The following is a 24136-nucleotide window of genomic DNA, read 5'->3' on the forward strand; positions in this document are numbered from 1 at the left end:
TCCTCCATGCTCCAGCGTCTTCACAGGCGCCGCCAGCGGCGGTCGTCGCCCATCAGTTCGTCCGCCTCGTCGGGCCCCCAGGTGCCGGCCGTGTAGTTCGGGAAGTCCGGCCCCTTCTCACGGCGACCCGGTTCGGCTTCCCACACGTCCAGGATGCCGCTCACGATCTGCCACGCCAGGTCCACCTCGTCCTCGCGGGGGAACAGGGTGGCGTCGCCCAGCATCGCGTCAAGCAGCAGGCGCGAGTACGGGCTTTCCAGCTGCGCGCCGAACGCGTCGTAGCGGAAGTCCATGACCACCTCGCGCAGCACCATCTCCTGCCCCGGCGTTTTACTGCTGAACTTCAGGCTCACGCCCTCGTCCGGCTGGATGCGGAAGGCCAGCACGTTGCGTTCCAGCCCGCCGGGGAAGATGCCCAGCGGCGGACGTTTGAACACCACGGCGATCTCCGTGACCTTCTTCGGCAGCCGCTTCCCGGTGCGCAGGAAGAACGGCACGCCCTGCCAGCGCCAGTTGTCCACTTCCAGTTTCAGGGCCACGTAGGTGGGCGTGACACTGCCCTCCTTCACGTTCGGTTCCTCGCGGTAGCCCGGCACCTTCTCGCCGTACATGGTGCCCGGCCCGTACTGTCCGCGCACCGCGACCGACTTCACGCGGCCCGACGGGATTTCCTTGACGGCGCGCAGCACCTTGACCTTCTCGTCACGGATGGCGTCCGCGTCGAAGGCGGCCGGGGGTTCCATGGCGGTCAGCGCGAACAGCTGCATCAGGTGGTTCTGAAGCATGTCGCGCACCACGCCCGCCTCCTCGTAGTAACCGGCGCGCCCTTCCAGGCCCAGGTCCTCGCTGGCGGTGATCTGCACGTGATCCACGTACCCACGGTTCCACAGCGGCTCGAAGATGGCGTTCCCGAACCGGATCGCCATCAGGTTCTGCACGGTCTCCTTGCCCAGGTAATGGTCGATGCGGTACACCTGCGACTCGTCCCAGACCTTGTGGATGGTGTCGTTCAGGTCGCGGGCGCTGGCCAGGTCGTGCCCGAACGGTTTCTCGATCACCAGTCGGCGCCAGCCCTCACTCTGATCCGCCAGGTCCAGGCGGCCCAGGCCGTTACTGATCGGCTCGAACAGGCTGGGCGGGGTCGAGAGGTAGAACAGCGCGTTCTTGCGGCCGCCGTGCGCCTCCTCGGCGCGGTCCAGTTCGCGGCCCAGCTTGGCGTACACCTCGTCCCCGGCGAAATCGCCGAACTCGTAGTACAGCAGTTCCCGGAACTTCTCCAGGCTGCCCGGCTGGATGGCGTCGGTCTCCTTGCTGTCCTTCAGCGCCTGGATGGCGTAGTCCTTGAACTGCTCGTCCGTCATCTCCTGACGGCCCACGCCCACGATGTTGAAAGCACTCCCGAGCAGGCCGTCCTGCCACAGGCCGAACACGGCGGGCAGCAGCTTGCGGCGCGACAGGTCGCCGGTCGCGCCGAAGATCACCAGGGTGGCGGGTTCCGGCGCGCGGTTGCGGCGCATCAGCGCCCGGAAGGGATTCTGGCCGTCATGACCGGGCGCGGCGCTGTTCCTGCCCTTGCGGGGCGCGGAGGTCTGCGCGGTCTTCACGCCGGCCCGGCGCCCGCCCGGAGCGGCCTGCGCCACACCCACCGTGCGCGCCGCGAGGTCAGACTCCACATTCGCCTGCACGTCGGCGGCGACCTTGCTGCCCGCCGCCTTCCGGGCCGTGGTCTTGCCGGTGGCCTTGGCGGTCGCCTTGCTGGCTGCCTTGCCAGCTGGGGTCTTGGCAGCGGTCTTGCTCACGGTGGCTTTCGCTGCGGCGGGCTTCTTCGGCGCCGCCTTCGTCGTGGCGGCCTTGCGGCCGGCGGGGCTGCTGGCGGGTTTCTTCGGGGCGCTCATTCGTCGCCTTTCACGCGCTGATGCCCGGTCTCACCGAGCTGCTCGGCGCTGCTGCCGGTCCCGCCGCCGCCCTGGCCGATGTTGGCGGGCGCGGCGGCGCTGGGGTCCTGACCGGCCTGCACTTCCGGCACCAGACCCTCCTGGCGGGGCGTCTCGATGGTCTTGACCGCGTGACCCCCGAAGGCGCGGCGCATGGCCGAGAGCATCTGCCCGGCGTAACTGACCTCCTGCTGGCTGCGGAAGCGCATCTGCGTGGCGAGCGTGATGACCGGCGTGGGCACACCCAGCTCCACCGAATCGATGATCGTCCAGCGGCCCTCGCCACTGTCGGCCACGTAGTCCGAGAGCGCCTCGAACTCGGCCTTGTTCTGCAGCGCCTCGGCGGTCAGGTCCAGCAGCCAGGAGCGCACGACGCTGCCGTGCCGCCACAGCTCGGCGATCTGCGCCATGTCGAGGTTGAAGTCGGTCTTGGCGCGCATCATCTCGAAGCCCTCGGCGTAGGCCTGCATCATGCCGTACTCGATGCCGTTGTGGACCATCTTCACGTAGTGGCCGCTGCCGGCCGGACCCATGCGGCCCCAGCCACGGTCGGGCGCGGGAGCCAGCGCCTCGAACACCGGGCGCAGGCGCTCGACGGCCGCCTCGTCCCCGCCGATCATCAGCGCGTAGCCTTCCTTCAGGCCCCACACGCCGCCGGAGGTGCCGACGTCCACGAAGTGCAGGCCGCGTTCGGCGAGGGCCTCGGCACGCTGGACGCTGTCCTTGTAGTTGCTGTTGCCGCCGTCGATGATGATGTCGCCCGGCGCGAGACGCCCCGCGAGGTCGTCGATGACGCTCTGGGTGATCTTCCCGGCCGGGACCATCATCCACACGGCGCGGCTGCCGCTCTCGCCGAGCGAGGCGATCAGTTCGTCCATGGACCGCGCGCCGCGCGCGCCCTGGCCCTCGATGTGCGCGACGCTCTCCTCGCTGCGGTCGTAGCCCGTGACCTCGATACCGCCGCGCGTGAGTCGCAGGACCATGTTGCCGCCCATCTTGCCGAGTCCAATCATGCCGATCTTCATTGCGTGACCTCCTGACCATGCCGGAATCGGTTCCATCCCGGCGGCCTTACCGCCCGCCACTATACGACTCTGCCTGCGTGGCCCCGCCCTTTCCTGGATCACGTTTCAGGCACCGTCTTCGCGACTCGCAGGTGAGCTGGTTGACAGATAGTCGTTGCAACGACTAATTTGCCCTTGGCCCGCTGGCCTCACTGCCGGCCCCCCGCCCGTCCCCCCCGCAGGAACGCCACCGCGCCACCAGCCGGGAGACAATGAACCCCGACATGACATCTGCCTCCACCTCCACGCCCTCCAGCCTGCCCGGCACGCCCGGCAGCCCCGAACACACCACCTACCTCGCCCTGCAACGCCTCGCCCTGCGCCAGCAGCACGAGACGGCCGAACTGCTGCGTGACTACGACCTCAGCGGTCCCCAGTTCAACGTGCTGCGCATCCTGCGCGGCGCCGGCGAACAGGGCCTCACCTGCAGCGAGATCGGCGGACGCCTGCTCGTCCACGACCCCGACGTCACCCGCCTGCTCGACCGCCTCCAGAAAGCCGGACTGGTCCGCCGCGACCGCGACCGCCCAGACCGCCGCGTCGTCGCCACCCGCCTCACCGACCAGGGCCGCGCCCTGCTGGCCCGCATCGACCAGCCCATCTCCGCGCTGCACGCCCGGCAGTTCGCGCACCTGAACCCCGCGCAACTCCAGCAGCTGCTCACGCTGCTGACCCCCCCACCCGAGGACACCCCATGACCACCCAGACCCACCCCGACACGGCCGCCCACCGCGGCACCGACCTCGCCCTCCTGACCGTCCGCCTCGCCACCGGCCTGATCTTCGTGATGCACGGCGCGCAGAAGATCTTCACGTACACCCTGCCCGGCACCACCCAGGCCTTCACGCAGATGGGCGCACCCCTGCCCGCTCTCAGCGCGCCCCTGGTCGCCGGCGCCGAACTGATCGGCGGCCTGCTGCTGATCGCGGGCGTCCTGACCCGCTGGGCCGGCGGCGCCCTGACCCTGATCCTGCTGGGCGCCATCGCCCTGGTCCACCTGAAAGCCGGGTTCTTCAACCCGAACGGCGTGGAATTCCCGCTGAGCCTGCTGGCCGCCACCGTCGCCCTGACCCTCGCCGGCCCCGGCCGTTACCGCGTACCGGGCCTGCCCGCCTGAACCGACCCCCGCCGGACCCCAGCACACCTGCGGCCCGGAGCGGGCGACGCGCCGGATAGACTGAACGCATGGGCGGTCATCTGTGGTGGTACGTCGAACCCTACGAACCGGAGATCGCGGCCGTCCTGCAACGGCTCCGGCAGCGTGAATTCCAGGCGGGCCGGTACTCGCCGGTCATCCCGGTTCCGGCGTTCCCGGTCACGGCGCACTCGCCGGCCCCCGGACCGGACCACGACAGCATCGAAGATGCCCTCGAAGCCGCAGACGCGCAGGGCACCCGCACGATTCTGGACGTGCCGGGACTCGCAGGCAGCGACGACGACTGGGGCATGAAACCGCTGGACCGCGAAACGCTGCTGGACCTGTTCGGCACCACCCGGCCGGTCCTGGCGCAGGTGCAGGGCAGTGACCGGCTGACCGAATCACTGGACCGGGGCCAGAGCCTCTATGTCGTTGCCTACGAAGCCGGGCAGCCGGCGTACCTGTACTTCACCGGGTACTCCTACGACTGATCCGGACGGCCCCCCGCGCCCTGTGCGCCCGGAGACCAATGCCCGCCCCCGCCGGTGCTACCGTACCCGCATGACCGCTCCCGCCCCCACCGGAACCGACCCGGCCGCCGCTGCGCTCGACCGGGCCGTGCAAGGCGAACGACTCGACCACGCCAGCATCGAGGCGCTGTACTCGCTGCCGCTGCCGGACGTGGCGGCCGCCGCGCACCACCTGCGTCTCGCGCGGCGCGACCCGCGCACCGTGACGTTCCTGATCGACCGGAACATCAACTACACGAACATCTGCAACGTCGGCTGCAACTTCTGCGCCTTCTACCGCACCCCCCGCCAGAAAGACAGCTACACGCTGGACTACGAGCAGATCAGCCACAAGATCCGCGAACTCGAAGCGGTCGGCGGAACGCGCATCCTGCTTCAGGGCGGCGTGAACCCCGCGCTGGGCCTGGACTACTACACCGGCCTGCTGCGGCACGTGAAGGCCAACCACCCCACCATCCGCATCGACGCCTTCTCGCCCGAGGAGGTGCTGTTCATGGAAAAGACCTTCGGGCACACCCTGGACGACCTGCTGGACATCCTGATCGAGGCCGGTCTGGACGGCCTGCCCGGCGCGGGCGGCGAGATCCTGGAAGACGAGGTGCGCGCCAAGGCCGCCCCGGCCCGCATCCGCAGCGAGGACTGGTTCCGCATCATCGACGCCGCGCAGCGCAAGGGCCTGTACACCATCGCCACCATGGTCATCGGCTTCGGTGAGACGTACGCGCAGCGCACCAGCCACCTCCTGAAGATCCGCGAGCAGCAGGACCGGGCGAACCGCGAGTACGGCGGGAACGGCTTCTCCGGCTTCGCCATGTGGACCCTGCAGACCGAACACACCCGCCTGCACGGCAAGGCGCCCGGCGCGACCGCGCACGAGTACCTGCAACAGCTCGCCATTGCCCGCATCGCGCTGGACAACATCCCGAACATCCAGGCGTCGTGGCCCGCGCAGGGCTTCAAGGTCGCGCAGTCCGCGCTGTACTACGGTGCGAACGACCTCGGCAGCACCATGCTCGAGGAGAACGTCGTGTCGGCGGCAGGCGGGCACGGCCGCCACAACGCCACGGTCCGTGAACTGGTCCGCATCGCTGTGGACGCCGGATTCGAACCCGCCATCCGCAACAGCCGCTTCCAGATCATCGAGCGGCCCGACGTGACCGCCATCCTGGGCCGCGACGACGCCAACCCGGAAGGCGAACGCGCCGTCGGGGCCGGCTGAGAGGCATGACCGGGCAGGCGCTGGTCCTGTGCGAGCACCGCCCAGACCCGCAGGGCGCGTGGGAACTCACGGCCCGCTTCCTGCACGCCGACCCGGCCGCCCTGCTGGACCAGCTGGACCGCGCCGGTGTGGCGGGCCGCGCCCACCCGGACGACCTGAGCCTCCAGAGCCGCTCGGAACTGCTGTTCCAGGATGAGGAAGCCCGGCACCCCACGACCCTGACCGTCACGGAAATCCACGACGTTCAGGCGCACGCCCCGCCCGAAGAGTGGGGCAACCTGCACGCCTGGGCGGCGTTCATGTACGCCCTGGATACCACCGGGGAACACACCCGACTGATCGTGTGGTTCACCGACCACTGATACGGACTCCGATTGAATGGGCTGCAAAGACCGTTCAATCCGAGCGGATGCGAGTGAGAGTCCAACGGAATCCGTACGATACGGACCCCCGGATGGGGGCGGTCAGGCCGCGCCGGGGTACGACCGGTTGTCCGTGACCGGGCCGGTCAGGCGCACCTGCCGTTCGATGTCGTCCAGCGCGGCCGCGTACAGGCCCGCGCCGATGCGGGGCAGCAGCGCGAGTTCCAGCGCGGCGTCCTCCAGGGACGGGTGGGCGCTGCGGTGCTGCCAGCCGTGCCCCTCGGCCTCCAACAGCACGCGGCCGGACGCGGCGAGAATCCTCACGCGGCCCTCTTCCGTCCGCGTGTCGCTGAAATGACGGGGAACATTCATGCGCCCAGCTTACGGGGCGGGTGTGCGCGCCGGCATCCGCCAAAGTAATGATCCCTTCACGCCGCTGCGCGACGTGGCGGTACGCGGCGCAGCGGCGTGAAGGGGCCGGCTTCAGCGCCGGTCCGGGTCTTTCGGGGCCGCGCCCGGCTCCGGGCTGCCCAGGTCGGCGCTCTTCTTCTCGGCGCGGCGGCGCAGTTCGGCGGCCAGATCCGTGAAGTCCTGCGCGCCGGGCAGCACCCGGCGGGACTCCTGCTTGGCTTCCTGCACGACCCGCACCTGCTGGTCCCGCGAGGCGGGCAGGCCCAGCGTGCGCCGCTCGAAGTAGTTCTGCGCCAGTCGGCCCAGCGCGAACGTCCAGCCGTACACGGCGGGCGCGGTGATCAGCCCGCCGATGACCGGCAGCGCCATCTTCGCCAGGCCGCGCATGACCTGCCGGGCCGCGAACCCGTACGCGAAGGTCACGCCGAGTTCCTGCGCGATCTCGCGCGCCCGGTCGGCACTCACGTCGAAGCCGTAGATCTTGCCGATGTGCAGCACCATCTTGGCCTGCACGGGCGAGATCAGCAGCATGTCCGCGAAGGGAATGGGTTCCACGGCAATCGCGCCGGACAGCAGCGCGGCGCTCTTGATGACCTCCTCGGCGTTCTCCTCGCGGCTCAGGGCCGGGTCCACGTCGAAATTGAAGTTGTCGAGCACCTGTTTCACGAGCGGCGGCAGCATACGGCGAGTGTAGCGCCGCGCCCCGCACCCGCGTGAGCGGCCGCTGATGTCGCGTTCACCTTCCCGGCACGACATGAAAGAGCGGACACGCCCAGGGGGGGAGGTAGCGTGCCCGCGTCGGAGGGAAGGATGAGGGGTTCATCACCACTCGCCCCTCAGTGTAGAGAGTGGCCCTTACAGCCTCCTGACAGCCGGGTCAGGACGCGCTGGGTGAAGCTGTCATGCGGTCCTCATGACCGCAGCGCCCGGCATGTCCGGGCCTCAGCGTGTCCGGGCCTCAGTGTCTGTTTCTCAGCGTTTCCAGCGCACGCCCTCCTTGGTGTCCTCGACGGTCACGCCCACGCGGGCCAGGGTGTCGCGCAGTTCGTCGGCCTCGGCGTACTGCTTGTTCAGGCGGTAGTTCTGCCGGGCCTTCAGGACCAGGTCCATCAGGGCGCCCACCACCTGCGAATCGTCGCTCTGGGTGGGGGCCGCGCCGCCCGCGAACAGGCCCAGCACCTCGCCGCCCAGGTCACGGTACGCGGCGCGGGCGCGTTCCAGCGTGCCCTGCGGCACCGGGCCGGCAGCCAGGGCAGCGTTCAGGTCGGTGGTCAGGCCGAACAGCGCCGCGACGGCCCTGGGCGTGTTGAAATCGTCGCGCAGGGCGTCCTCGAAGGCCTGCACGTGCGCGGCGATCTTCGCGTCCAGCGCCGGGTGCTGCCCGGCAGGCGCGGTGCTCAGGCGGCGTTCGACCTCGTGCAGGGCCGCTTCCAGGCGGCGGTAGCCGCTGCGGGCGGATTCGAAGGCCGCGTCACTGAACTCCGTGATCGAGCGGTAGTGACTGCCGACCAGCAGGAACCGCACCACCATCGGGTCGTGCTGCGCCAGGACGTCCTGAATGGTCAGGAAGTTGCCCTTGCTCTTGCTCATCTTCTCGCCGCCGATGGTCAGCATGTTGTTGTGCATCCAGTACCGCGCGAAGGCGTGCCCGGCGGCCTCGGCCTGCGCGATCTCGGCCTCGTGGTGCGGGAACTGCAGGTCCAGGCCGCCGCCGTGAATGTCGAAGCCCTCGCCCAGGTACTTCAGGCTCATGGCCGAGCATTCGATGTGCCACCCCGGAAAGCCCACGCCCCACGGGGATTCCCAGCGCATGATGTGCCCGGGCTCGGCGTTCTTCCACAGCGCGAAGTCACGCGGGTCGCGTTTCTCCTCACGCACCGCCTCGCGCACCCCTTCCTCCTGATCGTCGAGTTTGCGGCCCGACAGCTTGCCGTATTCGGGCCAGGACCGCACGTCGAAGTACACGCTGCCCGCCGACTCGTAAGCGTGGCCCCGCTCGATCAGTTCCGTGATCAGCGCGATCTGCTCGGTGATGTGCCCGGTCGCGCGCGGGTTGATGCTGGGCTTCAGGACGTTCAGGGCCTCCATGTCATGCATGAACGACCAGAAGTACTTGTCGGCGACCTCCATGGGCTCCAGCTGCTCCAGGCGGGCGCGGGCCAGCATCTTGTCCTCGCCGTCGTCCGAGTCGTTCTGCAGGTGCCCCACGTCCGTGATGTTCGCCACGTACCGCACCTGATACCCGAAGTGCGTGAAGCTGCGGCGGATCACGTCGAACGCCACCTCCTTCTTCGCGTGCCCCAGGTGCGCGTCGCTGTACACGGTCGGCCCGCACAGGTACATGCCCACCCGGCCCGGCGTGGTCGGCTCGAAGGTCACCTTCTGGCGGGTCAGGGTGTCGTACAGCACGATGTTCGGATCAGGCTGGCGCGGTGCGGTGGGACGCTGGGTCATGGGAGTTCTCCTTGTTCGGAAACCGGGTGGAAGAGGCAATAAAAAGACCGCGCCACACAATCGATGGGGCGCGGTCACGGACGCTGAGCTGCGTGGGCCGCTAGGGAAGGCAACACAGGGTCGTCATGCGCCTAATGTAGCAGAGAAGCCCCGCCCGGCAAGGCCGCCGCCGGGTCCGGCGCGGGCGCCTGCGGCCGGTGCAGCGCCGCGAGCAGCGCGTCCGTGAACGCCCGGATGACCGGCAGGTTCGCGCGGTGCGGCAGGGTCGCCAGCGCCAGCGGCCGCATCAGCCGCTCGGGCAGGGGCAGCGCCACCAGCCCGTCGGGCAGCGGCTCCAGCGCCAGCCGGGGCATCACGCTGACCCCCAGCCCGTGCGCGACCATGCCCAGAATCACGCTGTCCTCCCCGATCTCAGTCACCTCCTGCGGCTGCACGCCGTAGCGGCGCAGATACCCCATCACCCGCAGGTTGCAGGCATTCGCGCCCGGTGCCAGCAGCAGCGGCCCGCGCAGGTCGTCCGGCGTGACCGGATGCGCGCCGCGCCGCGCGGGCGACACGAACAGGTACTCGTCCATGACCAGCGGCGTCAGGCGCAGATCGCCCCAGTTCTCCTCGATCACGATCGCGGCGTCCGCCTGACCGCGCCGCACGAGGTTCTGCCCGCCACCCTCCGTCTCACCGTCCAGCAGGCGCACCGTCACGCCAGGATGCTGCGCCCGGAACGCCGCCAGCGCCGGCGGCAGCAGGTGCGTGGCGGTCGAGCGGAACGACGCCACGCGCAGGGTGCCGCGCAGTTGCGTGTCCTCCTGCGCGGCCAGCAGCGCGTCCCCCGCCGCCTGCACCGCCGCGCGCGCATGCGTCAGCATCCGCTCGCCCGCCGGGGTGGGCTGGGTGCCGCCCCGCCCCCGGCGCAGCAGCGGCCGCCCCGCCAGCGCCTCCAGTTTGCTGATCGCCTCGCTGAGGGTGGACTGCGACACGCCCAGTTCCGCCGCCGCCTCACCGAAGCCACCGGCGTCCGCCACCGCCAGCAGGGCGCGCAGCTGCGCCAGCGACGGCAGGCCAGTGGTGGGGGAGGGGCGCGCGGAGGTCATGCCCCAGTGTAGGTCCCGCCCACCGGAGCAGGCATCGGGAAAACCGATGCGACGCGCGGGGCGCAGCGTCCCCGCCGATGGTCAACCCACTCCCCGACGGCGCACCCTGAGGGCCTCCCGGCCACCCCGGCCGCGCCCCCGACGAGGTGCCCCCATGACCGCCACCCAGTACCGCCCGATGTCCGCTCACCTCTCCACCCCCGCCCACCCCGAGCCTGCCGCCCCCCTGCGCAACCTGCCCCTGCACAGCCAGCCTCTGTACAGCCTGGAGGTCATCAGCCCCAGCGGACGCGCCCCGCACCTGGACGGCTGGACCGTGCAGACCTGGCCGGTCGCCAGCCTGGGCGACCTGACCGTGCAGGCCCGCCCCCACAGCGCCGCCACCCCGGACGACCTGCGCGCCGCCCTGACCCGCGCCGGATTCACGCCCCTCGGCCCCGTCCGTACCCACCGCTGACCTGCCGGCCAGGGCACCTTCATCTGTTACGGACTCCGATTGAAGAGGCTGCAAAGCCCCTTCAATCCGAGCGGATGCGACTCGTAGAGCTGCTCCGCAGAGTGGGAGCAAAACGGGTTCCGGACGTGGAGTTGGCAGATCGGTGGTGTTCCGATCTGTCAACGAAACAAACGGAGCCCACTGGGAGCCTGACACAAATGATGAGAATGCCCCCGACGGGGCATTCTTGAATGGCCATGAAACAAGAACAGCACACTGACGGGGACGCCTCCATCCTATTCCACCGCATCTTCGACCTCCTGCGAACTGCCCCATGGTCGGATCAGCGACATGCCCGAACGTTCGCCTGGATGGTTGCCGGCCTCCTCCTGACCTGCATTCCTCACCCAGCCGCGTGGTGCTCCTTTCGTGGTCTCCCGAGCCCGATACGCCCAGAGTCATGAACGACGATTCCTCCGCGCACTGACGTCTTCCACCGTCCCCTGGCGCGCGGTCTACCAGCACCTCATGCAGGTCGCACTGCGTGACTGGGGTGATGCCCGCATCACCCTCGCCCTGGACACCACTCTCCTGTTCAAACGCTGGTGCGTGATCTGCGTCTCCCTCCTCTACCGGGGGCGTGCCGTGCCGCTGTCCTGGCGTGTCATCCGTCATGGCAGTTCTACGGTGGGGAATCAGGAGATTTACCCTGTGCTGGCCAGTGTCCAGTGTCTGCTCGTTCACCTGCCACAGGTCGAAGAGGTCTGCATCTATGCAGACCGGGGCTTCCTGGATCACACGTTGATGGACGACTTCACCACCTTCAGATGGCGGTGGATGATGCGCGGCAAGGGTCCCATCCACCTCTTTGATCAGAACGGAGCGTCCTTGGGGCAATTTCAGTCACAGCTCAGCCAACACGGTCAGTTGGTCGTGCGGCATGGGGTGTACGTCACGGGGCAGAAGTACGGGCCCGTGAACATCGCGGCAGTGCGGCCCTTTGGGCAGCGTGATCCGTGGTTCATCGTGAGTAATCAGCCCTGCAACAGGCGAACATTTGCGGAGTATCACCAACGTACTCAGGTCGAGGAATCCTTCCTCGACCTGAAGAGCGGGGCATTCAACCTGGAGGATACACGCCTGGATCAGGCGCACCAACTGGAGAAACTCTGGTGCGTGCTGGGAATGGCGTACCTGATGGTCTTGAGCGAGGGAACTGCCGTCACGGAGGAGGGGAAACGACGGGAGGTCGATCCACACTGGACACGGGGCTTGAGTTATGCGCAGATAGGGTTGCGTGCCATTCGCCAGGCATTGACACGTCGAACGCCAGTCCTGGAGAGGCTGCGCCTCTCCCAGGCCTGTGATCCTGAACCGTCACGTCGTCGACGATCGCCATTCGGCTGGAACGTCGTTCAGGGTTTCTCATGATTTATGTCAGGCTCCCAGCGGAGCCCATATGAATTCTCTTCAGGTGTCCCTTGACCGGGTCATCACAACGCGGCAGGATACTGGCCGCATGAACAGCGACCACACCCCTCAGCCAGCCAGCGCCGATCCAGTCCACCCGGGACCGGCCAGCGCCGGCCAGCTGAGCGTCTCGCTGGTCACCGTGCGCTTCCTGCGGATGCTGAGCATCACCCTCGAACAGCTCGACGCCGTGCGCGACGCCAACGACCGCGCCGAATTCGCCGGTCTGACCGCCCGCGCCGAGAAGCTGGAAGCCGAAACCGACGCCCTGGAACGCGAGATCGAGGACCTGTGCCTGCACGCCTTCGCGGCCGGCCTGACCGAACAGGAACTCGCCTTCCACCTGATGGTGTTCCGCAGCCTCACCAACCTCGAGCGGGTCGGGGATTACGCATTCACAGTCGCCCGCGACCTCGAGACCTTCGCGCCACGCGCCCGCAGCGCCACTTTGCAGGACGTACTGCCGCTCGTGCGGCTGCTCTCGGAGATGCTCGAACGCCTCGCCTTCGCCTTCGCCGAGCGCGACGCCGCCGCCGCCCGCGACGTCATGCGCCTCGACTACGAACAGGTGGACGCCCTGTACGAGCAGATGCAGCGCGCCAGCCTCACCCGCCTGCTCGAACGCCCGGAAGACACCAGCGTCGCCCTGACTGCCGGACGCATGGCCCGCAACCTCGAACGCCTCGGGGATCACCTCGTGAACGTTGCCGAACGCCTGGAACACGTCGTGACCCGCCTGAACAGCGCCCCTACCTGAACCGCGCGCCCACCGGCAACGAGACGCGGGGTGCCCTTTATCAGGAGCACCCCGCGCCCTCATGGACTGCGGCGATCAGGCGACCGGCGCGACCCGGTCCGTGTGAATGGCGCGCTCCTCGGCCTGACCGCCCCGCAGCAGCGGCATGACCAGTTCCCCGAAGCGCCGCGCCTCCTCCTCGTGCGGGTACCCGCTGAAGATGAACGAACTGAAGCCCATGTCCTCGTAGCGGCGGATCTTCGCGGCCACCTGCTCCGGGCTGCCGATCAGGGCGACGCCCACGCCGCTGCGGGCCATGCCGACGCCCGCCCAGAGGCCCGGCTCGACCATCAGGTCCGCGTCCAGCCCCTTCATCATGTCGATCTGGCGTTTCTGCCCCACGCCGTCCACGTGCGCGTGACTCGCTACGAACGCTGCGCGCACCTCCGGGTCCACGCGGCTGATCAGGCGCTCGGCGGCCGCGCGGGCCTCGGCCTCGGTCTCACGGACGATCACGTGCGTCCGCAGCCCGTAGCGCAGCCGGCGCCCGGTCTTCTCTTCCAGCGCCCGCATCTGGTTCAGGCGCTCGGCAAGCATGTCCTCGCGTTCGCCCCACATCAGGTACACGTCCGCGAGGTCCGCCGCGATCTCCTGCGCCACCGGCGACGCCCCCCCGAAGTACAGCGGAATCGGCTGCACGGGCGCAGGGTCCAGCACGGCGTTCTCGAAGGCGTACAGGTCACTGCGGAACGACTGCGGCGGCGGGGCCGTCCACAACTGCCGCAGGATCTGCATGAACTCCCGCGTGCGCTCGTAGCGTTTGCCGTGATCCTCGTTGTCGCCGTACATGGCGTTCTCGGCGGGGCTGCTGCCCGTCACGATGTTCAGCCGCACCCGCCCCGGAAACAGGTTCTGGAGCGTGGCCAGCATCTTGGCGTACATGGCCGGGTGGAACATGCCGGGCCGCACCGCGATCAGCAGCGCCGGATCGGTCGGCGCGCTGCGCGCCAGGGCCGCCACGGCCGCCGTGTAGTTCTCGTGCTCGCTGTGGTAGTTCGTGGCGGTCAGCAGGCCCGTGAAGCCCGCCTCGCCCGCCGCGCTGATCAGCGACTGAAGGTACGCCAGCGTGGGCCGGCGCGGCGGCTTGGTTTTCGTGCCGATGAACTCGCCGTCACGGGACAGTTGCAGGAACCACAGGAATTCGGACTGGGAAGGATTGGTCATAACAGGTCACCTGGGAGGGGAGGGCAGTGGGGTGTGGGTCGTGGACAGTGGGTTGGTTCCATCAACCATGAACCGTCAACCGTCTACGCCTTCACGCCCCCGGCGGTCAGGCCGGACACGAAGCGTTTCTGGAAGATGGCGATCAGCAGCACGAGGGGCACGGTGGCGACCACGACGGCGGCGGCGATCAGCGGCCAGGGGAACGCGAATTCGCCCTGGTAGAGGGTCACGCCGACGGATACGGTCCGCATGGACAGTTTGGTGTTGAAGCTCAGGGCCAGCAGGAATTCGTTCCAGGAGTTCACGAACACCAGCAGCGCGGCCGTCACGACGCCCGGCGCGGAGAGTGGCAGGACCACGCGGGTCAGGGCGCCCACGCGGGTGGTGCCGTCCACCATGGCGGCCGATTCGAGGTCGCGGGGAATGGCGCTGAAGAACGCCACCAGCGTCAGGATGCCGATGGGCAGGCTCAGCGCGGCGTAGGGAAGGATCAGGGCGGGGTAGGTGTTCAGGAGTTCCGCGCCGCGCATCAGGCGGAACAGCGGAATCAGGAGGCTCACGACCGGGAACATGCTGAACGCCACGACGGCGGTGAGCAGCAGCCCGCGCCCGCGCAGGTTCAGGCGGGCCAGGGCGTACGCGGCGGGCACGGCGGCCGCGATGCACAGCAGGGTGCTCAGCAGGCTGACGGCCAGCGAGTTGAAGAAGAACTGCGCGAACGGCTGCTCGCTGAACACGCGGGCGTAGTTGCTGAAGTCCAGTTTCGAGGGGAGGTACTGCACCGGGAACTTCTGGAGTTCGCCTTCGGTTTTCAGGCTGGTCAGCAGCATCCAGATGAACGGGAAGAAGCCGCCCACGATCAGCGCGGCCAGCGCGGCGGCGCGGCCCAGGCGCTGGGCAGGGCTCAGGTTCTCGTGCGTGTGTTCTTCCATCAGGAGTTCGCTCCGTCCCGCACGAAGCGGACGTACACGGCGGTCACGGCCAGACTCAGGGCGAACAGCGCGACGCTGAGGGTCGCGGCGTACCCGAAGTCCAGGAATTCGATGCCCGTGCGGTAGATGTACACGCCCAGCGTTTCCAGCAGGCCCTGCGCCGGCGCCTGCTGAATGAAGGTGTAAGGGATGTCGAACACCTGCACGGCGCTGATGGTCCGGAAGATGAACGCCACGGCGAGACTGGGGGCCAGCAGCGGCAGGATCACCCGGAAGAAGGTCTGCGTGGGGGTCGCGCCGTCCACCTGCGCCGCCTCGATCATCTCTTTCGGGATGCCCTGAAGGCCGCCCAGCACGATCAGCGCCACGAAGGAACTGGTCTTCCAGATGATCGTGACGACCATCGCCAGGACGCTGAGGCCCGGCGTGCTGAGCCACCGCAGCGGCTCGTCGATGATCCCGGCGCGGACCAGCAGGTCGTTGAACACGCCGTACTGCGCGTTGAACAGCCACGCGAAGATCAGGCCCGTGATGACGGGCGGCATGGCCCACGGCAGCAGCAGCGCCACGCGCGCCAGTCCGCGTGTCCGGCCCGGCAGGTGTGCGGCGAGCGCCATGGGAATGCCGACCAGGAACGAACCGCCGACGGTCAGCACGCCGAACAGCAGCGTGTTGCGCAGCGCCTGACCGAAACGAGGGTCCTCCAGCATCTGCGCGTACTGCTTGAGGCCCACGAAGCCCTGGAGCCACGGTTCGGTCAGTTTGTTCAGGTACAGGCTGTCGCGGAAGGTGGTCAGCATCGGGAACAGCAGCACGCCCAGCAGCAGGGCGGCGGCCGGAAGCAGCAGCAGCGCGGCCAGTTGCGCCTCGCTGGGTTCCCGGCGGGGTCGGCGGGCCGGGGTGGGATTGGGTGTGGTCATGAGGGTCTCGTCTTTTGGGCGGGGGGCGAGGGTGTCCGGTCGGCCCGGCAGGGAGGGGGCGGCGCGCTGTCAACCTGCGCGGCGCCCCCCTGCCGGTGTCCTGACGGCACTTACTTCAGCAGCGGGGTCAAGTCGCGTTTCATCTCGCTCAGGGCGGCGTCCACGCTCTTGCTGCCGGCAACGGCGGCCGAGACGTTGTTACGGATGATCTCGCTGACGCGCGGGTAGTTGGGCGTCACGGGGCGCGGGCGGGCCTTGGTCACGATGGGGTACAGGGCCTTGAAGTGCGGGTTCGCGGCCAGCACGGCCTTGTCGTTGTACAGGCTCTTGCGCACCGGCAGGTACGCGCCCTTGATGGCCATTTCCTTCTGCACGTCGCTGCTGGCCATGAACTGCAGGAGTTTCACGCTGGCGGCCTTGTTCTTGCCGAAGGCGTTCACGCCCCATTCCCAGCCGCCGGTGCAGGTGGCGCTGGCGTTCTTGCCGAAGGCGGGCAGCGCGGCCACGCCCACGTCGCCCTTGACCCGGGTGGGCTGGGGGCTGTTGCCCTGGAAGTGCGCCCAGGCGTAACTCCAGTTCAGGCCGAACAGGACGTTCCCGGCCTGGAACTGCTGGCGGGAGTCGTCGGTTTTCATCTCGGCGCTGGCGGCGGGGGCCAGTTTGGTCTTCACGGCGTTCACCAGGAAGCCCAGGCCCTGTTTGGCGGCGGGGCTGGTCACGTCGTCCACGCTGCCGCCGCCGGTCCAGGTCATTTCCAGGAAGTTGCAGACGGTCCCCTCGATGGGCGCGCCCTGGAAGTTGAAGCCCTGGAGGTTGCCCCCCTCGGCTTTCTGGATGCGGGCGGCGGTGGCGGCCAGTTCTTCCCAGCTTCTGGGGACCTTGGCCTTGTGCTTCTCGAGCAGGTCCTTGCGGTAGTACAGGAACTGCGCGTCCGTGAAGGCGGGCATGGCGTACAGCTTGCCATTCACGGTGGCCGCGCCGATGGGGCCGGGCAGGAAGGCTTTCAGGTAGGTGTCCTTGCTGGGCAGGTAGGCGTCGAGCGGTTCGGCCCAGCCGGCGGCGGCGAAGGTGGCGGTGCGGACCACGTCGATCAGGAAGATGTCCAGGGTGCTGTCGCGGGCGGCCAGGACGGTGGTCAGGTACTGGTTCTGGGCCTCGCTGGTGGCGCCGCCAGTCTCGATCTTGATCCTGATGTTGGGGTTCTGTTTCTGGAAGCGTTCGAACAGCGGCTGGAAGACTTCCGGGCGTTGCTGGCTGCCCATGAACACGGTCAGGGTGGTGGCGGCGCTGGCGCTGCCGGCCAGGGCGCAGGCGGCCAGGGCGAGGGTCACGGCGAGACGCTTGGGCATGGTAGGTGAACGCATGGTGGAACCTCCGGGAGAAGTGAAAACCAGAATAGTGGACCTGTTTTATCAACAAAGTCCATGCCGGTCCAGTCGCCGCGAGAGGCGACCCTTTGCACGCTGCATGAACTGGCCCTGTCAGCATGGCATGTCAGGTCCCGGTCGTGCGCAATCTGGCCTATGTCACCGCCCCCGCAGGCGCCGTACACTGACCGGCGTGACCACAACCGAGATGCCCCGCTGGCGCACCGACGACCTGTACGCCGGCCTGAACGACCCGCAACTGGACCGCGACCTGAGCGACCTGACCGGCGACGTGCAGGCCCTGGAAACGCTGTTCGACACCCACGGCGTCCGCGCCGGGTCGCCCGTCACGCCGACGGGCGTGGACGCCGCGCTGGGAGAACTGAACGCCGTCCTGACCCGCCTGGGCCGCGTGCGCGCCTTCGTGTACGCCTTCGTGACCACCGACAGCCGCGACGAGGCGGCGCAGACCCGCATGGCCGCCCTGACCACCCTGAGCCTGCCGCTCGGGCCGCTGAGCGCCCGCCTGACCGCCTGGCTGGGCGGCCTGGACGACGCGGCCGTCAACGACCTGCTGGAGCACAGCGCCGAGGCCCGCGCGCACGAGCACCGCCTGCGCCGCGCCGCGCAGCTCGCCCGCCACCAGATGACCCCGCCCGAGGAGGACCTCGCCGCGCGGCTGCACCCCGCCAGCGGCGGCGGCTGGAACAAACTGCACGGCAACGTCTCCAGCACCCTGGCGGGCGAGTACCGGGGCCAGCGCCTGCCCGTGACCGCCCTGCGCGCCCTCGCCAGCGACCCCGACGCGGGGGTGCGCCAGGACGCCTACCACGCCGAGGTGGCCGCCTGGAAGACCCAGGAGACCGTCTTCGCCGCCTGCATGAACGGCGTCAAGGGCGAGGAGGGCGCCCTGGCGGCGCGGCGCGGCTTCACCGACCCGGTCGCCCCCAGCCTCCTGAGCAACGGCATCGACCGCCAGACGCTGGACGCCATGCAGGCCGCCGTCGTGCGCTCCCTGCCGGACTTCCGCCGCTACTTCCGCGCCAAGGCCCGCCACCTGGGCAAGACGCAACTGGACTGGTGGGACCTGTTCGCCCCGGTCGGCAACAGCGACACCCACTGGGACTACGACGCCGGAGAGGCGTTCGTGCAGCGCCAGTTCCGCGCGTACAGCCCCGCCCTGGGCGACTTCGCCGCCCGCGCCTTCAGTGAACGCTGGATCGACGCCGGCCCCCGCGACGGCAAACGCAGCGGTGCGTTCTGCATGAAATGGCAGGGCCCCGACAGCCGCATCCTGATGAACCACGACCCCAGCCTGGACTCGGTCAGCACCCTGGCGCACGAACTGGGTCACGCGTACCACAACCTGCAACTCGGCGGCCTGCGCCCCCTCCAGCAGGAGACGCCCATGACCCTCGCCGAGACCGCCAGCATCTTCTGCGAGACGATCATCCAGAACGCCGCGCTACAGAGCGCGCAGGGCGACGAGCGCCTGTACGTCCTCGAAACGCAACTGATGGGTCACGCGCAGGTCGTCGTGGACATCCACAGCCGCTTCCTGTTCGAGAAAGCCGTGTTCGAACGCCGCGCGGGGGGCGACCTGAACCCCAGCGACCTGAATACCCTGATGGTCCAAGCCCAGCGCGACACGTACGGCGACGCCCTGAACACCCCCCACCCGTACATGTGGGCCGTCAAACCCCACTACTACGGCCGGAGCTTCTACAACTACCCCTACACCTTCGGCCTGCTGTTCGGCCTGGGCCTGTACGCCCAGTACGAGCAGGCCCGCGCCCAGGGCCAGGAGGCCGACTTCCAGGACCGCTACGACGCCCTGCTGGCCGCCACCGGACAGGCCACCCCGCTGGCGCTCGCCGCGCGCTTCGGCATCGACCTGCACGCCCCGGACTTCTGGGAAGGCAGTCTGAACGTCATCCGCCGCCAGATCGACGCCTACGAGGCCACCACGCAGGCGTGAACAGGCAGGGGTAAACAGGCAGTGGGGAGTGGCAGGGCGAATACCCTGGTCCACTCCCCGTCCACTATCACCCGGCCTCAGCGCACGCGTACGTCCTGATCGAACCACGTCAGCACGCGCTCGTTGCCGAAGGGCCACACGCTGACGCTGGCGGCCTGCGCGGCTTCCTGCGCGAACTGCGGCAGGGGGCCGTTTCCCCTGGGGGTGACGTTCCAGGCCGGCGCGTCGTGCGGCAGGCCCGCGAGTTCACGGGCGCGGCGCAGGCCGGTGCTCAGGTCCCCGAGTTCGTCGATCAGGCCGCGTTCCAGGGCGTCCTGGCCGCTCCAGATGCGGCCCCGGCCCAGTTCGTTCACGCGCTCCTTGCTGAGCTTGCGGCCCTCGGCGACGCGGGTGGTGAAGCGGTCGTACACCTCCAGGATGCCCTTCTCGACGTGGTCGCGTTCCTCGTCGGTGTACGGGCGGGCCGCCGAGTACATCAGGGCGCGGTCCCGGCCCACCCGTTCGGGGTTCAGGCCGTGACGGCGGTTGAATTCGGTCAGGACGGGCTTGCCGCTGACCACGCCGATGCTGCCGGTCAGGGTGTACGGCGAGGCCACGATGGCCCTGGCGTGCGTGGCGACGTAGTACCCGCCCGAGGCGGCGTACTCGCCCATGACGACCACGACCGGTTTCTCGCTCTTGGCGACCTCGCGCCAGATCAGGTCGCTGGCCAGGGCGCTGCCGCCCCCGCTGTTCACGTACAGCACGATGGCTTTCGTGGCCTTGTCCTCCTTCGCGCGGCGCAGCGCCGCCACGACCGTGTCGGACCCGGCCATCGGCCCGCCCAGCAGCGGCAGCGGAACGGGGTTGTTACGGCTCTTGCCGGGGATAATCGTGCCGATCAGCGGCACGACCGCCACCCGCCCCGCCTTCGCATTCGCGGGCCGGTGCGGGGTCAGCAGGTCCAGGACCGCCTCGAAGGGCCGCGAGGCCGGGCCGACGAGTTCGTCCTCGTACGCGACCTTGGTGATCACGCCGGCTTCCAGCGCCGCCCGCGCGCTCGTGAGGTCCGCGCTGATCCACCCGGCGGCCACCTCGGGGCTCACGCCGCGCGCGGCAGCCAGATCGTTCGCCCAGGCAGCTTCCAGCCCGTCCAGGTACGCCTGGAGCTGCTCGCGGTTGTGGTCGTCCATGTGATCCTGCGAGAAGCGCGTGAGGGCCGCCTTGTACTCGCGGACGCGCAGGTTCTCGAACTCGATGCCGCGTTTCTTCAGGAACTCGCCCAGGAAGGTGCTTTCCACCCCGAAGCCTCCCAGGTTCACCTCGGCGGATTCCGGCGCGACCAGTTCGGTGGCCCCGCTCGCGGCGATCAGGGTGGTCATGTTCAGCTGCGGCAGGTACGCCACCACGCGCTTCTCGGCGGCGAGGTCCGCCAGGATGCCCCGCACCGCGTGCGCCGCCGCCGGGGACGCCGTGAACTCCCCGAAGCGCACCAGCACGCCGTGTAGCCAGGAGGCCCCGCGCAGCTTCTGCACACGCGCCGCGAGCGCCTCGACCGACTCGGTGCGGTTCAGCAGCGCCGCCAGCGGACTGCCCGGCTGCCGCTCCGGGTACAGGCCGCTCAGGTCCAGGATCACCCAGGTGGGGCGGGTCACGCCGCCCGGCAGCGTGTCGTCACTCTTCAGGAACGGCCATTTCAGGTTCATGACCCACGCTACGTGCCGCCCGCCTGAGAAGTTCCGGCCTTTGCCCCCGGAGCGCGCCCCAGACGTTCACCCATGACGGCCGCCCGCGCGCTCAGCAGCGCCGCCGCGTCGGCCGGCAGCACCTCGCGTGCCGTCTCGTCCCACAGGGTCAGCCAGCGGCCCAGGTGCGCGGCCCGCACACCCAGCCCCGCGTGGGCGGAGTTCAGGTTCCCGCGCCACGCGGCCCGGCCCGGTTCGCCGCCCAGCAGCGTGACCCAGAAGTCCGTCACGCGCTCCAGGTGCGCGGGCCAGTCCTCCACGTGCGCCGCGAACACCGGCCCCAGCAGGTCGTCTGCGCGGGCCCGCGTGTAGAAGGCCGTCACCACCTCCCGCACCGCCGCCACGCCGCCCACCGACTCCAGCGGCGAACCGGGCCGCCGGTCCGACCAGCCGGGCAGCGCCGCCAGGAACGAGGCCAGGATGGGCAGCGGAAGCTCGGGTTCCGCCCAGGCGACGGCGCGGTCCAGCGTCCAGTGGGTCGGCTGCCCGGCGGCCCAGGCGTGCGCCTGCGCGCCGCGCGGCAGGGCCGAGCGGTCCGGCGCTGAACCGTCCGTCGCCGTGACCGCCGCCCCCAGCGCCCGCCCCAGCAGCGCCGCGCCCGATCCCCACCCCAGCACCGGCACGCCCCGCCGCAGCGCGGCCGTCAGCAGCGTCAATGTCTCCCAGCGCTCCGGGTGCGCCCGCACGTCCGCGACCGGCAGGCCGTCGTGCGGCAGCAGCAGCCCCGCCGCGCCCGCCAGCCGCTCCGGACAGGCCGCCTGCACCGTCCAGCCGCTCAGGTCCGGCAGCAGGGGAGAGGTGGACAGCAGCGGCCCGGTCATCCGCCCAGCATAGCGGCCGCCGCTCCCGCGCCGGGACAGCAGAAGACCCCCGGCCAGGGGGGTCCGTGAAGGGTCAGGCGGGGGATCAGTTCAGCTGGGTGATCAGTGCAGCCGGGCGATCAGTACAGCGTCTTGATGAACGCGTACACGTTCGCCACGTCCGAATCGGTCAGCTGCGCGTCCGTGAAGCGCGGCATCACGGCGCCCAGTTCGCGTTCCGGGGTCTTGCCCTCGCGCAGCACGGTCGTGAACTGCGCCAGCGTCCACTCGTTCACCTTCTCCAGGGCCGGGCCGATACCGCCCTGGCCCTCGGCGCCGTGGCATCCGGCGCAGCTCGTGGCGTATGAGTCCCCGCCGGCCGTCGCGTCACCCTGCGTCTCGGCGGCGGCGGCCGTCTCGTCGGGTTCCTGACCGGTCGCGCCGGCCGGGTCGGTGTCGGTGGCCGTGCCGTCCTGGCTGGCGGCGGGCGTGCTGCCCGTGGTGTCCTCGCCGGTGTCCTGCACCGCGCCGTTCTCGCCGGCCTGCACGCCGCCCTCGTTGTCGGCTTCCACGTCCCCGAGCGCACCGGCCTCGCCGGCCGCGCCGGTCGCCGCGCTGTCCGGGCTGGGCGCGGACTCGCTGGGACGGCTCGCGCCTTCCTTCTCGCCGCCCTCGCTGTGGCCTTCATCCTTGCTGTGGGTCTCCTCGTGATGGGCCGAGGTGGCCGCGCGGTAGGCGGTGAACGAGCCGCCCAGCGTCAGGGCCAGCAGCAGCGTCATGGAGACGGCGAACGTGTTCTTCATACCCGCGAGCCTACCACACGGTCAGGGGGGCGTTTGACCGGCCTGCACGCACTTCCGTTGCCCGGCCACCCCCCGGCGCGGGCCGCCGCCGCGCGGGGCGTTATGCTCCGGGCATGCCTTCCCTGCGCCTCGCCAGCCTGACGTGCAGCAACACCGACATCCTGCATGCCCTGGGCGCGACCCGGCAGCTCGTCGCCGTGGACAGCCACAGTGACGGCCCCGGCCTGGAGCACGCCGCGCGCCTCGGGCCGGACCTGAACATCGACGTGGACGCCCTGATCGCCGCCCGCCCCGATCTGGTCCTGGCCAGCCTCAGCGTGCCCGGCATGGAGCGGGTCGTGGAGGCCGTGCAGGCGGCGGGGCTGCCCACCCTGATCCTCGATCCCCTGAGCGTCCCAGACGTGCTGCGCGACATCCGGCTGATCGGCGCGGCCACCGGCCAGCCGGACCACGCGGGCGCGGTGGCCGACGCGCTGGAACGCGACCTGAGCGCCCTGCACCGCGCCCACGCCCGCCCGCCGCGCGTGCTGGTCGAGTGGTGGCCCCGGCCCATCATCGCCGCCACCCGCGACTCCTGGGTCACGGACCTGCTCGGCGGGCTGGGCGCCGTGAACGCCCTCGCAGACCGCGCGGGCCGCAGCACGCCCCTGACCCTGGACGAGGTACGCGCCGCGCAGCCCGACCTGATCGTGTGCTCGTGGTGCGGCGCGAAGAAACTCCGCCCGGAGGTCATTGAGGCGCGCGGCCTGGGCGTGCCCGTCGTCGCCATTCACGAGAGCGGCCTGGGCCGCCCCGGCCCGCGCCTGCTGGAGGGAGCGCGGCAACTGCGCGCCGCGCTGGACGCCCTGCCCCACCAGCCGTAGCCTCTACCCCACCGCCTCCCAGCCCAGCACCGCCCGCAGGCCGCTGAGGCAGTCCTCGCGGTACGCGCCCAGGTCCGGGTCCGGGTCCGCCAGAAACCGCACGCTGAGGCCCTCGACCAGCGCCCGCAAAAGCCGCGCCCGCCCCTGCGCGCCTGCCTCGCCGGACAGCCGTGCCAGTTCCAGATCCACCGCCAGCGAATCCGCCAGGAACGCCCGCTGCACCGTCATCAGCTCCGGGTCGCGCGTGGCGGCGGCCAGGAAATCCAGCGACACCGTGTAGAACCGCCGGGTGTTCTCCAGGCCGTAGAACTGATTGTCCACGTACGCGCGCAGCTTCCCGTCCGGCGACCCGGCCTGCCGCACCGCGCGCCGCGTCGCCACCGCGATGGTCCGTGAGAACCGCCGCATGACCGCCGCCAGCAGTCCCGCCCGGCTGCCGAAGTGATACACCAGCGTGCCCCGGCTCACGCCCGCGTGCGCCGCGATGTCTGCCAGCGTCACGCCCGCGTAGCCCCGCTCGTAGATCGCTAGGTAGGCCGCCTTCTCCAGCGCCGCCCGCCGCGCCCGGTCCTGAATGGGATTCACCTTGCGCGCCATGCCGCCCAGCATCCCGGCTCTGGCGGCCAGGGTCAAGGGAGGCGGGGTGCGGGAAGCCCTGCGCGGTCCCACTTCCTGCTGCC

The 24136-nt window shown here is 69.8% G+C and carries 24 protein-coding genes; 10 read left to right on the forward strand and 14 right to left on the reverse strand.

Annotated elements, in window-relative coordinates; all coding sequences use genetic code 11:
* Nucleotides 1-20: 20 nt before the first annotated feature.
* Entirely contained in the window at nucleotides 21-1895 is a 1875-nt protein-coding gene (zwf, locus tag BXU09_RS11095; RefSeq protein ID WP_078302540.1) for a glucose-6-phosphate dehydrogenase, read from the reverse strand.
* Nucleotides 1892-2959 carry a phosphogluconate dehydrogenase (NAD(+)-dependent, decarboxylating) gene (gnd, locus tag BXU09_RS11100; protein WP_078302543.1) on the reverse strand — a complete coding sequence of 356 codons (1068 nt, stop codon included), beginning with the start codon at nucleotides 2957-2959 and terminating at the stop codon, nucleotides 1892-1894. Before gnd ends, zwf begins: the two co-directional genes overlap by 4 nt.
* Nucleotides 2960-3222: 263 nt before the next feature.
* Here gnd and BXU09_RS11105 point away from each other — a divergent pair, with 263 nt between their 5' ends.
* From BXU09_RS11105 to BXU09_RS11125, 5 genes are all read left to right on the forward strand, one after another.
* Nucleotides 3223-3696, forward strand: coding sequence for a MarR family transcriptional regulator (locus BXU09_RS11105; RefSeq protein WP_168174586.1), 474 nt, complete (start codon nucleotides 3223-3225; stop codon nucleotides 3694-3696).
* Nucleotides 3693-4115 (forward strand): DoxX family protein, encoded by a 423-nt coding sequence (locus BXU09_RS11110; RefSeq protein ID WP_078302547.1) that lies wholly within the window; start codon nucleotides 3693-3695, stop codon nucleotides 4113-4115. Before BXU09_RS11105 ends, BXU09_RS11110 begins: the two co-directional genes overlap by 4 nt.
* A 68-nt stretch (nucleotides 4116-4183) precedes the next feature.
* Nucleotides 4184-4627, forward strand: a complete 444-nt coding sequence (locus tag BXU09_RS11115; protein ID WP_078302550.1) for a hypothetical protein — start codon at nucleotides 4184-4186, stop codon at nucleotides 4625-4627.
* 70 nt (nucleotides 4628-4697) lie between these two features.
* On the forward strand, nucleotides 4698-5885 hold the full coding sequence (mqnC, locus tag BXU09_RS11120; RefSeq protein WP_078302553.1) for a cyclic dehypoxanthinyl futalosine synthase: 1188 nt from the start codon (nucleotides 4698-4700) through the stop codon (nucleotides 5883-5885).
* A 5-nt stretch (nucleotides 5886-5890) separates the two neighbouring features.
* The gene (locus BXU09_RS11125) at nucleotides 5891-6247 is read left to right on the forward strand and encodes a hypothetical protein (RefSeq protein WP_078302557.1); all 357 of its coding nucleotides are present in this window, start codon (nucleotides 5891-5893) and stop codon (nucleotides 6245-6247) included.
* A gap of 102 nt (nucleotides 6248-6349) precedes the next feature.
* Here the strand turns inward: BXU09_RS11125 and BXU09_RS11130 are convergent, their stop codons facing one another.
* From BXU09_RS11130 to BXU09_RS11145, 4 genes are all read right to left on the reverse strand, one after another.
* Complete coding sequence (locus BXU09_RS11130; RefSeq protein WP_078302561.1) at nucleotides 6350-6619, reverse strand: hypothetical protein; 270 nt, start codon at nucleotides 6617-6619, stop codon at nucleotides 6350-6352.
* A 111-nt stretch (nucleotides 6620-6730) separates the two neighbouring features.
* Complete coding sequence (locus BXU09_RS11135) at nucleotides 6731-7339, reverse strand: YcjF family protein (protein ID WP_078302564.1); 609 nt, start codon at nucleotides 7337-7339, stop codon at nucleotides 6731-6733.
* Between the two features lie 291 nt (nucleotides 7340-7630).
* Nucleotides 7631-9112 (reverse strand): cysteine--tRNA ligase, encoded by a 1482-nt coding sequence (gene cysS, locus BXU09_RS11140; protein WP_078302567.1) that lies wholly within the window; start codon nucleotides 9110-9112, stop codon nucleotides 7631-7633.
* A gap of 131 nt (nucleotides 9113-9243) precedes the next feature.
* Entirely contained in the window at nucleotides 9244-10203 is a 960-nt protein-coding gene (locus BXU09_RS11145; protein ID WP_078302571.1) for a LysR family transcriptional regulator, read from the reverse strand.
* 154 nt (nucleotides 10204-10357) lie between these two features.
* Between BXU09_RS11145 and BXU09_RS11150 the strand changes: the two genes are divergently transcribed.
* The 3 genes from BXU09_RS11150 (at nucleotide 10358) to BXU09_RS11160 (ending at nucleotide 12866) form a co-directional block, all read left to right on the forward strand.
* Nucleotides 10358-10660 carry a hypothetical protein gene (locus tag BXU09_RS11150; RefSeq protein WP_078302573.1) on the forward strand — a complete coding sequence of 101 codons (303 nt, stop codon included), beginning with the start codon at nucleotides 10358-10360 and terminating at the stop codon, nucleotides 10658-10660.
* A 507-nt stretch (nucleotides 10661-11167) separates the two neighbouring features.
* The gene (locus BXU09_RS11155) at nucleotides 11168-12070 is read left to right on the forward strand and encodes a transposase (protein WP_078299924.1); all 903 of its coding nucleotides are present in this window, start codon (nucleotides 11168-11170) and stop codon (nucleotides 12068-12070) included.
* A gap of 196 nt (nucleotides 12071-12266) precedes the next feature.
* A complete protein-coding gene (locus BXU09_RS11160) occupies nucleotides 12267-12866 on the forward strand; it encodes a phosphate uptake regulator PhoU (protein WP_078304974.1) in 600 nt (199 codons plus the stop codon).
* Nucleotides 12867-12941: 75 nt separating this feature from the next.
* Here the strand turns inward: BXU09_RS11160 and BXU09_RS11165 are convergent, their stop codons facing one another.
* The 4 genes from BXU09_RS11165 to BXU09_RS11180 all read right to left on the reverse strand — a co-directional run bounded on the left by BXU09_RS11165 (nucleotide 12942) and on the right by BXU09_RS11180 (nucleotide 17285).
* On the reverse strand, nucleotides 12942-14069 hold the full coding sequence (locus tag BXU09_RS11165; protein ID WP_078302576.1) for an LLM class flavin-dependent oxidoreductase: 1128 nt from the start codon (nucleotides 14067-14069) through the stop codon (nucleotides 12942-12944).
* An 83-nt stretch (nucleotides 14070-14152) separates the two neighbouring features.
* Nucleotides 14153-15001: a carbohydrate ABC transporter permease gene (locus BXU09_RS11170; RefSeq protein WP_078302580.1), complete on the reverse strand. Its 849-nt coding sequence runs from the start codon at nucleotides 14999-15001 to the stop codon at nucleotides 14153-14155.
* Nucleotides 15001-15921, reverse strand: a complete 921-nt coding sequence (locus tag BXU09_RS11175; protein WP_078302583.1) for a sugar ABC transporter permease — start codon at nucleotides 15919-15921, stop codon at nucleotides 15001-15003. The genes BXU09_RS11170 and BXU09_RS11175 overlap by 1 nt, the downstream gene beginning before the upstream one ends.
* A 110-nt stretch (nucleotides 15922-16031) precedes the next feature.
* Nucleotides 16032-17285, reverse strand: coding sequence for an ABC transporter substrate-binding protein (locus BXU09_RS11180; RefSeq protein ID WP_240501188.1), 1254 nt, complete (start codon nucleotides 17283-17285; stop codon nucleotides 16032-16034).
* A 211-nt stretch (nucleotides 17286-17496) separates the two neighbouring features.
* On the opposite strand from BXU09_RS11180, the gene BXU09_RS11185 reads away from it, so the two are divergent.
* Nucleotides 17497-19266 carry a M3 family oligoendopeptidase gene (locus BXU09_RS11185; protein WP_078302589.1) on the forward strand — a complete coding sequence of 590 codons (1770 nt, stop codon included), beginning with the start codon at nucleotides 17497-17499 and terminating at the stop codon, nucleotides 19264-19266.
* Nucleotides 19267-19343: 77 nt separating this feature from the next.
* Here BXU09_RS11185 and BXU09_RS11190 read toward each other — a convergent pair whose 3' ends face one another.
* The 3 genes from BXU09_RS11190 to BXU09_RS11200 form a co-directional block, all read right to left on the reverse strand.
* Complete coding sequence (locus tag BXU09_RS11190) at nucleotides 19344-20951, reverse strand: S49 family peptidase (RefSeq protein WP_078302592.1); 1608 nt, start codon at nucleotides 20949-20951, stop codon at nucleotides 19344-19346.
* An 8-nt stretch (nucleotides 20952-20959) separates the two neighbouring features.
* Nucleotides 20960-21811: a group III truncated hemoglobin gene (locus BXU09_RS21920; RefSeq protein WP_078302596.1), complete on the reverse strand. Its 852-nt coding sequence runs from the start codon at nucleotides 21809-21811 to the stop codon at nucleotides 20960-20962.
* A gap of 119 nt (nucleotides 21812-21930) precedes the next feature.
* Nucleotides 21931-22593 carry a cytochrome c gene (locus BXU09_RS11200; RefSeq protein ID WP_078302600.1) on the reverse strand — a complete coding sequence of 221 codons (663 nt, stop codon included), beginning with the start codon at nucleotides 22591-22593 and terminating at the stop codon, nucleotides 21931-21933.
* A gap of 113 nt (nucleotides 22594-22706) precedes the next feature.
* Between BXU09_RS11200 and BXU09_RS11205 the strand changes: the two genes are divergently transcribed.
* A complete protein-coding gene (locus BXU09_RS11205; protein WP_078302603.1) occupies nucleotides 22707-23456 on the forward strand; it encodes a helical backbone metal receptor in 750 nt (249 codons plus the stop codon).
* Between the two features lie 3 nt (nucleotides 23457-23459).
* Here BXU09_RS11205 and BXU09_RS11210 read toward each other — a convergent pair whose 3' ends face one another.
* Entirely contained in the window at nucleotides 23460-24053 is a 594-nt protein-coding gene (locus tag BXU09_RS11210; RefSeq protein ID WP_078304975.1) for a TetR family transcriptional regulator, read from the reverse strand.
* Nucleotides 24054-24136: the final 83 nt, after the last annotated feature.

Source organism: Deinococcus sp. LM3 (assembly GCF_002017875.1).
Lineage (GTDB): Bacteria > Deinococcota > Deinococci > Deinococcales > Deinococcaceae > Deinococcus.

What these genes read in the sequence shown, in the direction of transcription:
- zwf (WP_078302540.1), bottom strand. Translation starts at nt 1,895, where the DNA reads ATGAGCGCCCCGAAGAAACCCGCCAGCAGCCCCGCCGGCCGCAAGGCC.
- gnd (WP_078302543.1), bottom strand. Translation starts at nt 2,959, where the DNA reads ATGAAGATCGGCATGATTGGACTCGGCAAGATGGGCGGCAACATGGTC.
- BXU09_RS11105 (WP_168174586.1), top strand. Translation starts at nt 3,223, where the DNA reads ATGACATCTGCCTCCACCTCCACGCCCTCCAGCCTGCCCGGCACGCCC.
- BXU09_RS11110 (WP_078302547.1), top strand. Translation starts at nt 3,693, where the DNA reads ATGACCACCCAGACCCACCCCGACACGGCCGCCCACCGCGGCACCGAC.
- BXU09_RS11115 (WP_078302550.1), top strand. Translation starts at nt 4,184, where the DNA reads ATGGGCGGTCATCTGTGGTGGTACGTCGAACCCTACGAACCGGAGATC.
- mqnC (WP_078302553.1), top strand. Translation starts at nt 4,698, where the DNA reads ATGACCGCTCCCGCCCCCACCGGAACCGACCCGGCCGCCGCTGCGCTC.
- BXU09_RS11125 (WP_078302557.1), top strand. Translation starts at nt 5,891, where the DNA reads ATGACCGGGCAGGCGCTGGTCCTGTGCGAGCACCGCCCAGACCCGCAG.
- BXU09_RS11130 (WP_078302561.1), bottom strand. Translation starts at nt 6,619, where the DNA reads ATGAATGTTCCCCGTCATTTCAGCGACACGCGGACGGAAGAGGGCCGC.
- BXU09_RS11135 (WP_078302564.1), bottom strand. Translation starts at nt 7,339, where the DNA reads ATGCTGCCGCCGCTCGTGAAACAGGTGCTCGACAACTTCAATTTCGAC.
- cysS (WP_078302567.1), bottom strand. Translation starts at nt 9,112, where the DNA reads ATGACCCAGCGTCCCACCGCACCGCGCCAGCCTGATCCGAACATCGTG.
- BXU09_RS11145 (WP_078302571.1), bottom strand. Translation starts at nt 10,203, where the DNA reads ATGACCTCCGCGCGCCCCTCCCCCACCACTGGCCTGCCGTCGCTGGCG.
- BXU09_RS11150 (WP_078302573.1), top strand. Translation starts at nt 10,358, where the DNA reads ATGACCGCCACCCAGTACCGCCCGATGTCCGCTCACCTCTCCACCCCC.
- BXU09_RS11155 (WP_078299924.1), top strand. Translation starts at nt 11,168, where the DNA reads ATGCAGGTCGCACTGCGTGACTGGGGTGATGCCCGCATCACCCTCGCC.
- BXU09_RS11160 (WP_078304974.1), top strand. Translation starts at nt 12,267, where the DNA reads ATGCTGAGCATCACCCTCGAACAGCTCGACGCCGTGCGCGACGCCAAC.
- BXU09_RS11165 (WP_078302576.1), bottom strand. Translation starts at nt 14,069, where the DNA reads ATGACCAATCCTTCCCAGTCCGAATTCCTGTGGTTCCTGCAACTGTCC.
- BXU09_RS11170 (WP_078302580.1), bottom strand. Translation starts at nt 15,001, where the DNA reads ATGGAAGAACACACGCACGAGAACCTGAGCCCTGCCCAGCGCCTGGGC.
- BXU09_RS11175 (WP_078302583.1), bottom strand. Translation starts at nt 15,921, where the DNA reads ATGACCACACCCAATCCCACCCCGGCCCGCCGACCCCGCCGGGAACCC.
- BXU09_RS11180 (WP_240501188.1), bottom strand. Translation starts at nt 17,285, where the DNA reads ATGCGTTCACCTACCATGCCCAAGCGTCTCGCCGTGACCCTCGCCCTG.
- BXU09_RS11185 (WP_078302589.1), top strand. Translation starts at nt 17,497, where the DNA reads ATGCCCCGCTGGCGCACCGACGACCTGTACGCCGGCCTGAACGACCCG.
- BXU09_RS11190 (WP_078302592.1), bottom strand. Translation starts at nt 20,951, where the DNA reads ATGAACCTGAAATGGCCGTTCCTGAAGAGTGACGACACGCTGCCGGGC.
- BXU09_RS21920 (WP_078302596.1), bottom strand. Translation starts at nt 21,811, where the DNA reads ATGACCGGGCCGCTGCTGTCCACCTCTCCCCTGCTGCCGGACCTGAGC.
- BXU09_RS11200 (WP_078302600.1), bottom strand. Translation starts at nt 22,593, where the DNA reads ATGAAGAACACGTTCGCCGTCTCCATGACGCTGCTGCTGGCCCTGACG.
- BXU09_RS11205 (WP_078302603.1), top strand. Translation starts at nt 22,707, where the DNA reads ATGCCTTCCCTGCGCCTCGCCAGCCTGACGTGCAGCAACACCGACATC.
- BXU09_RS11210 (WP_078304975.1), bottom strand. Translation starts at nt 24,053, where the DNA reads ATGGCGCGCAAGGTGAATCCCATTCAGGACCGGGCGCGGCGGGCGGCG.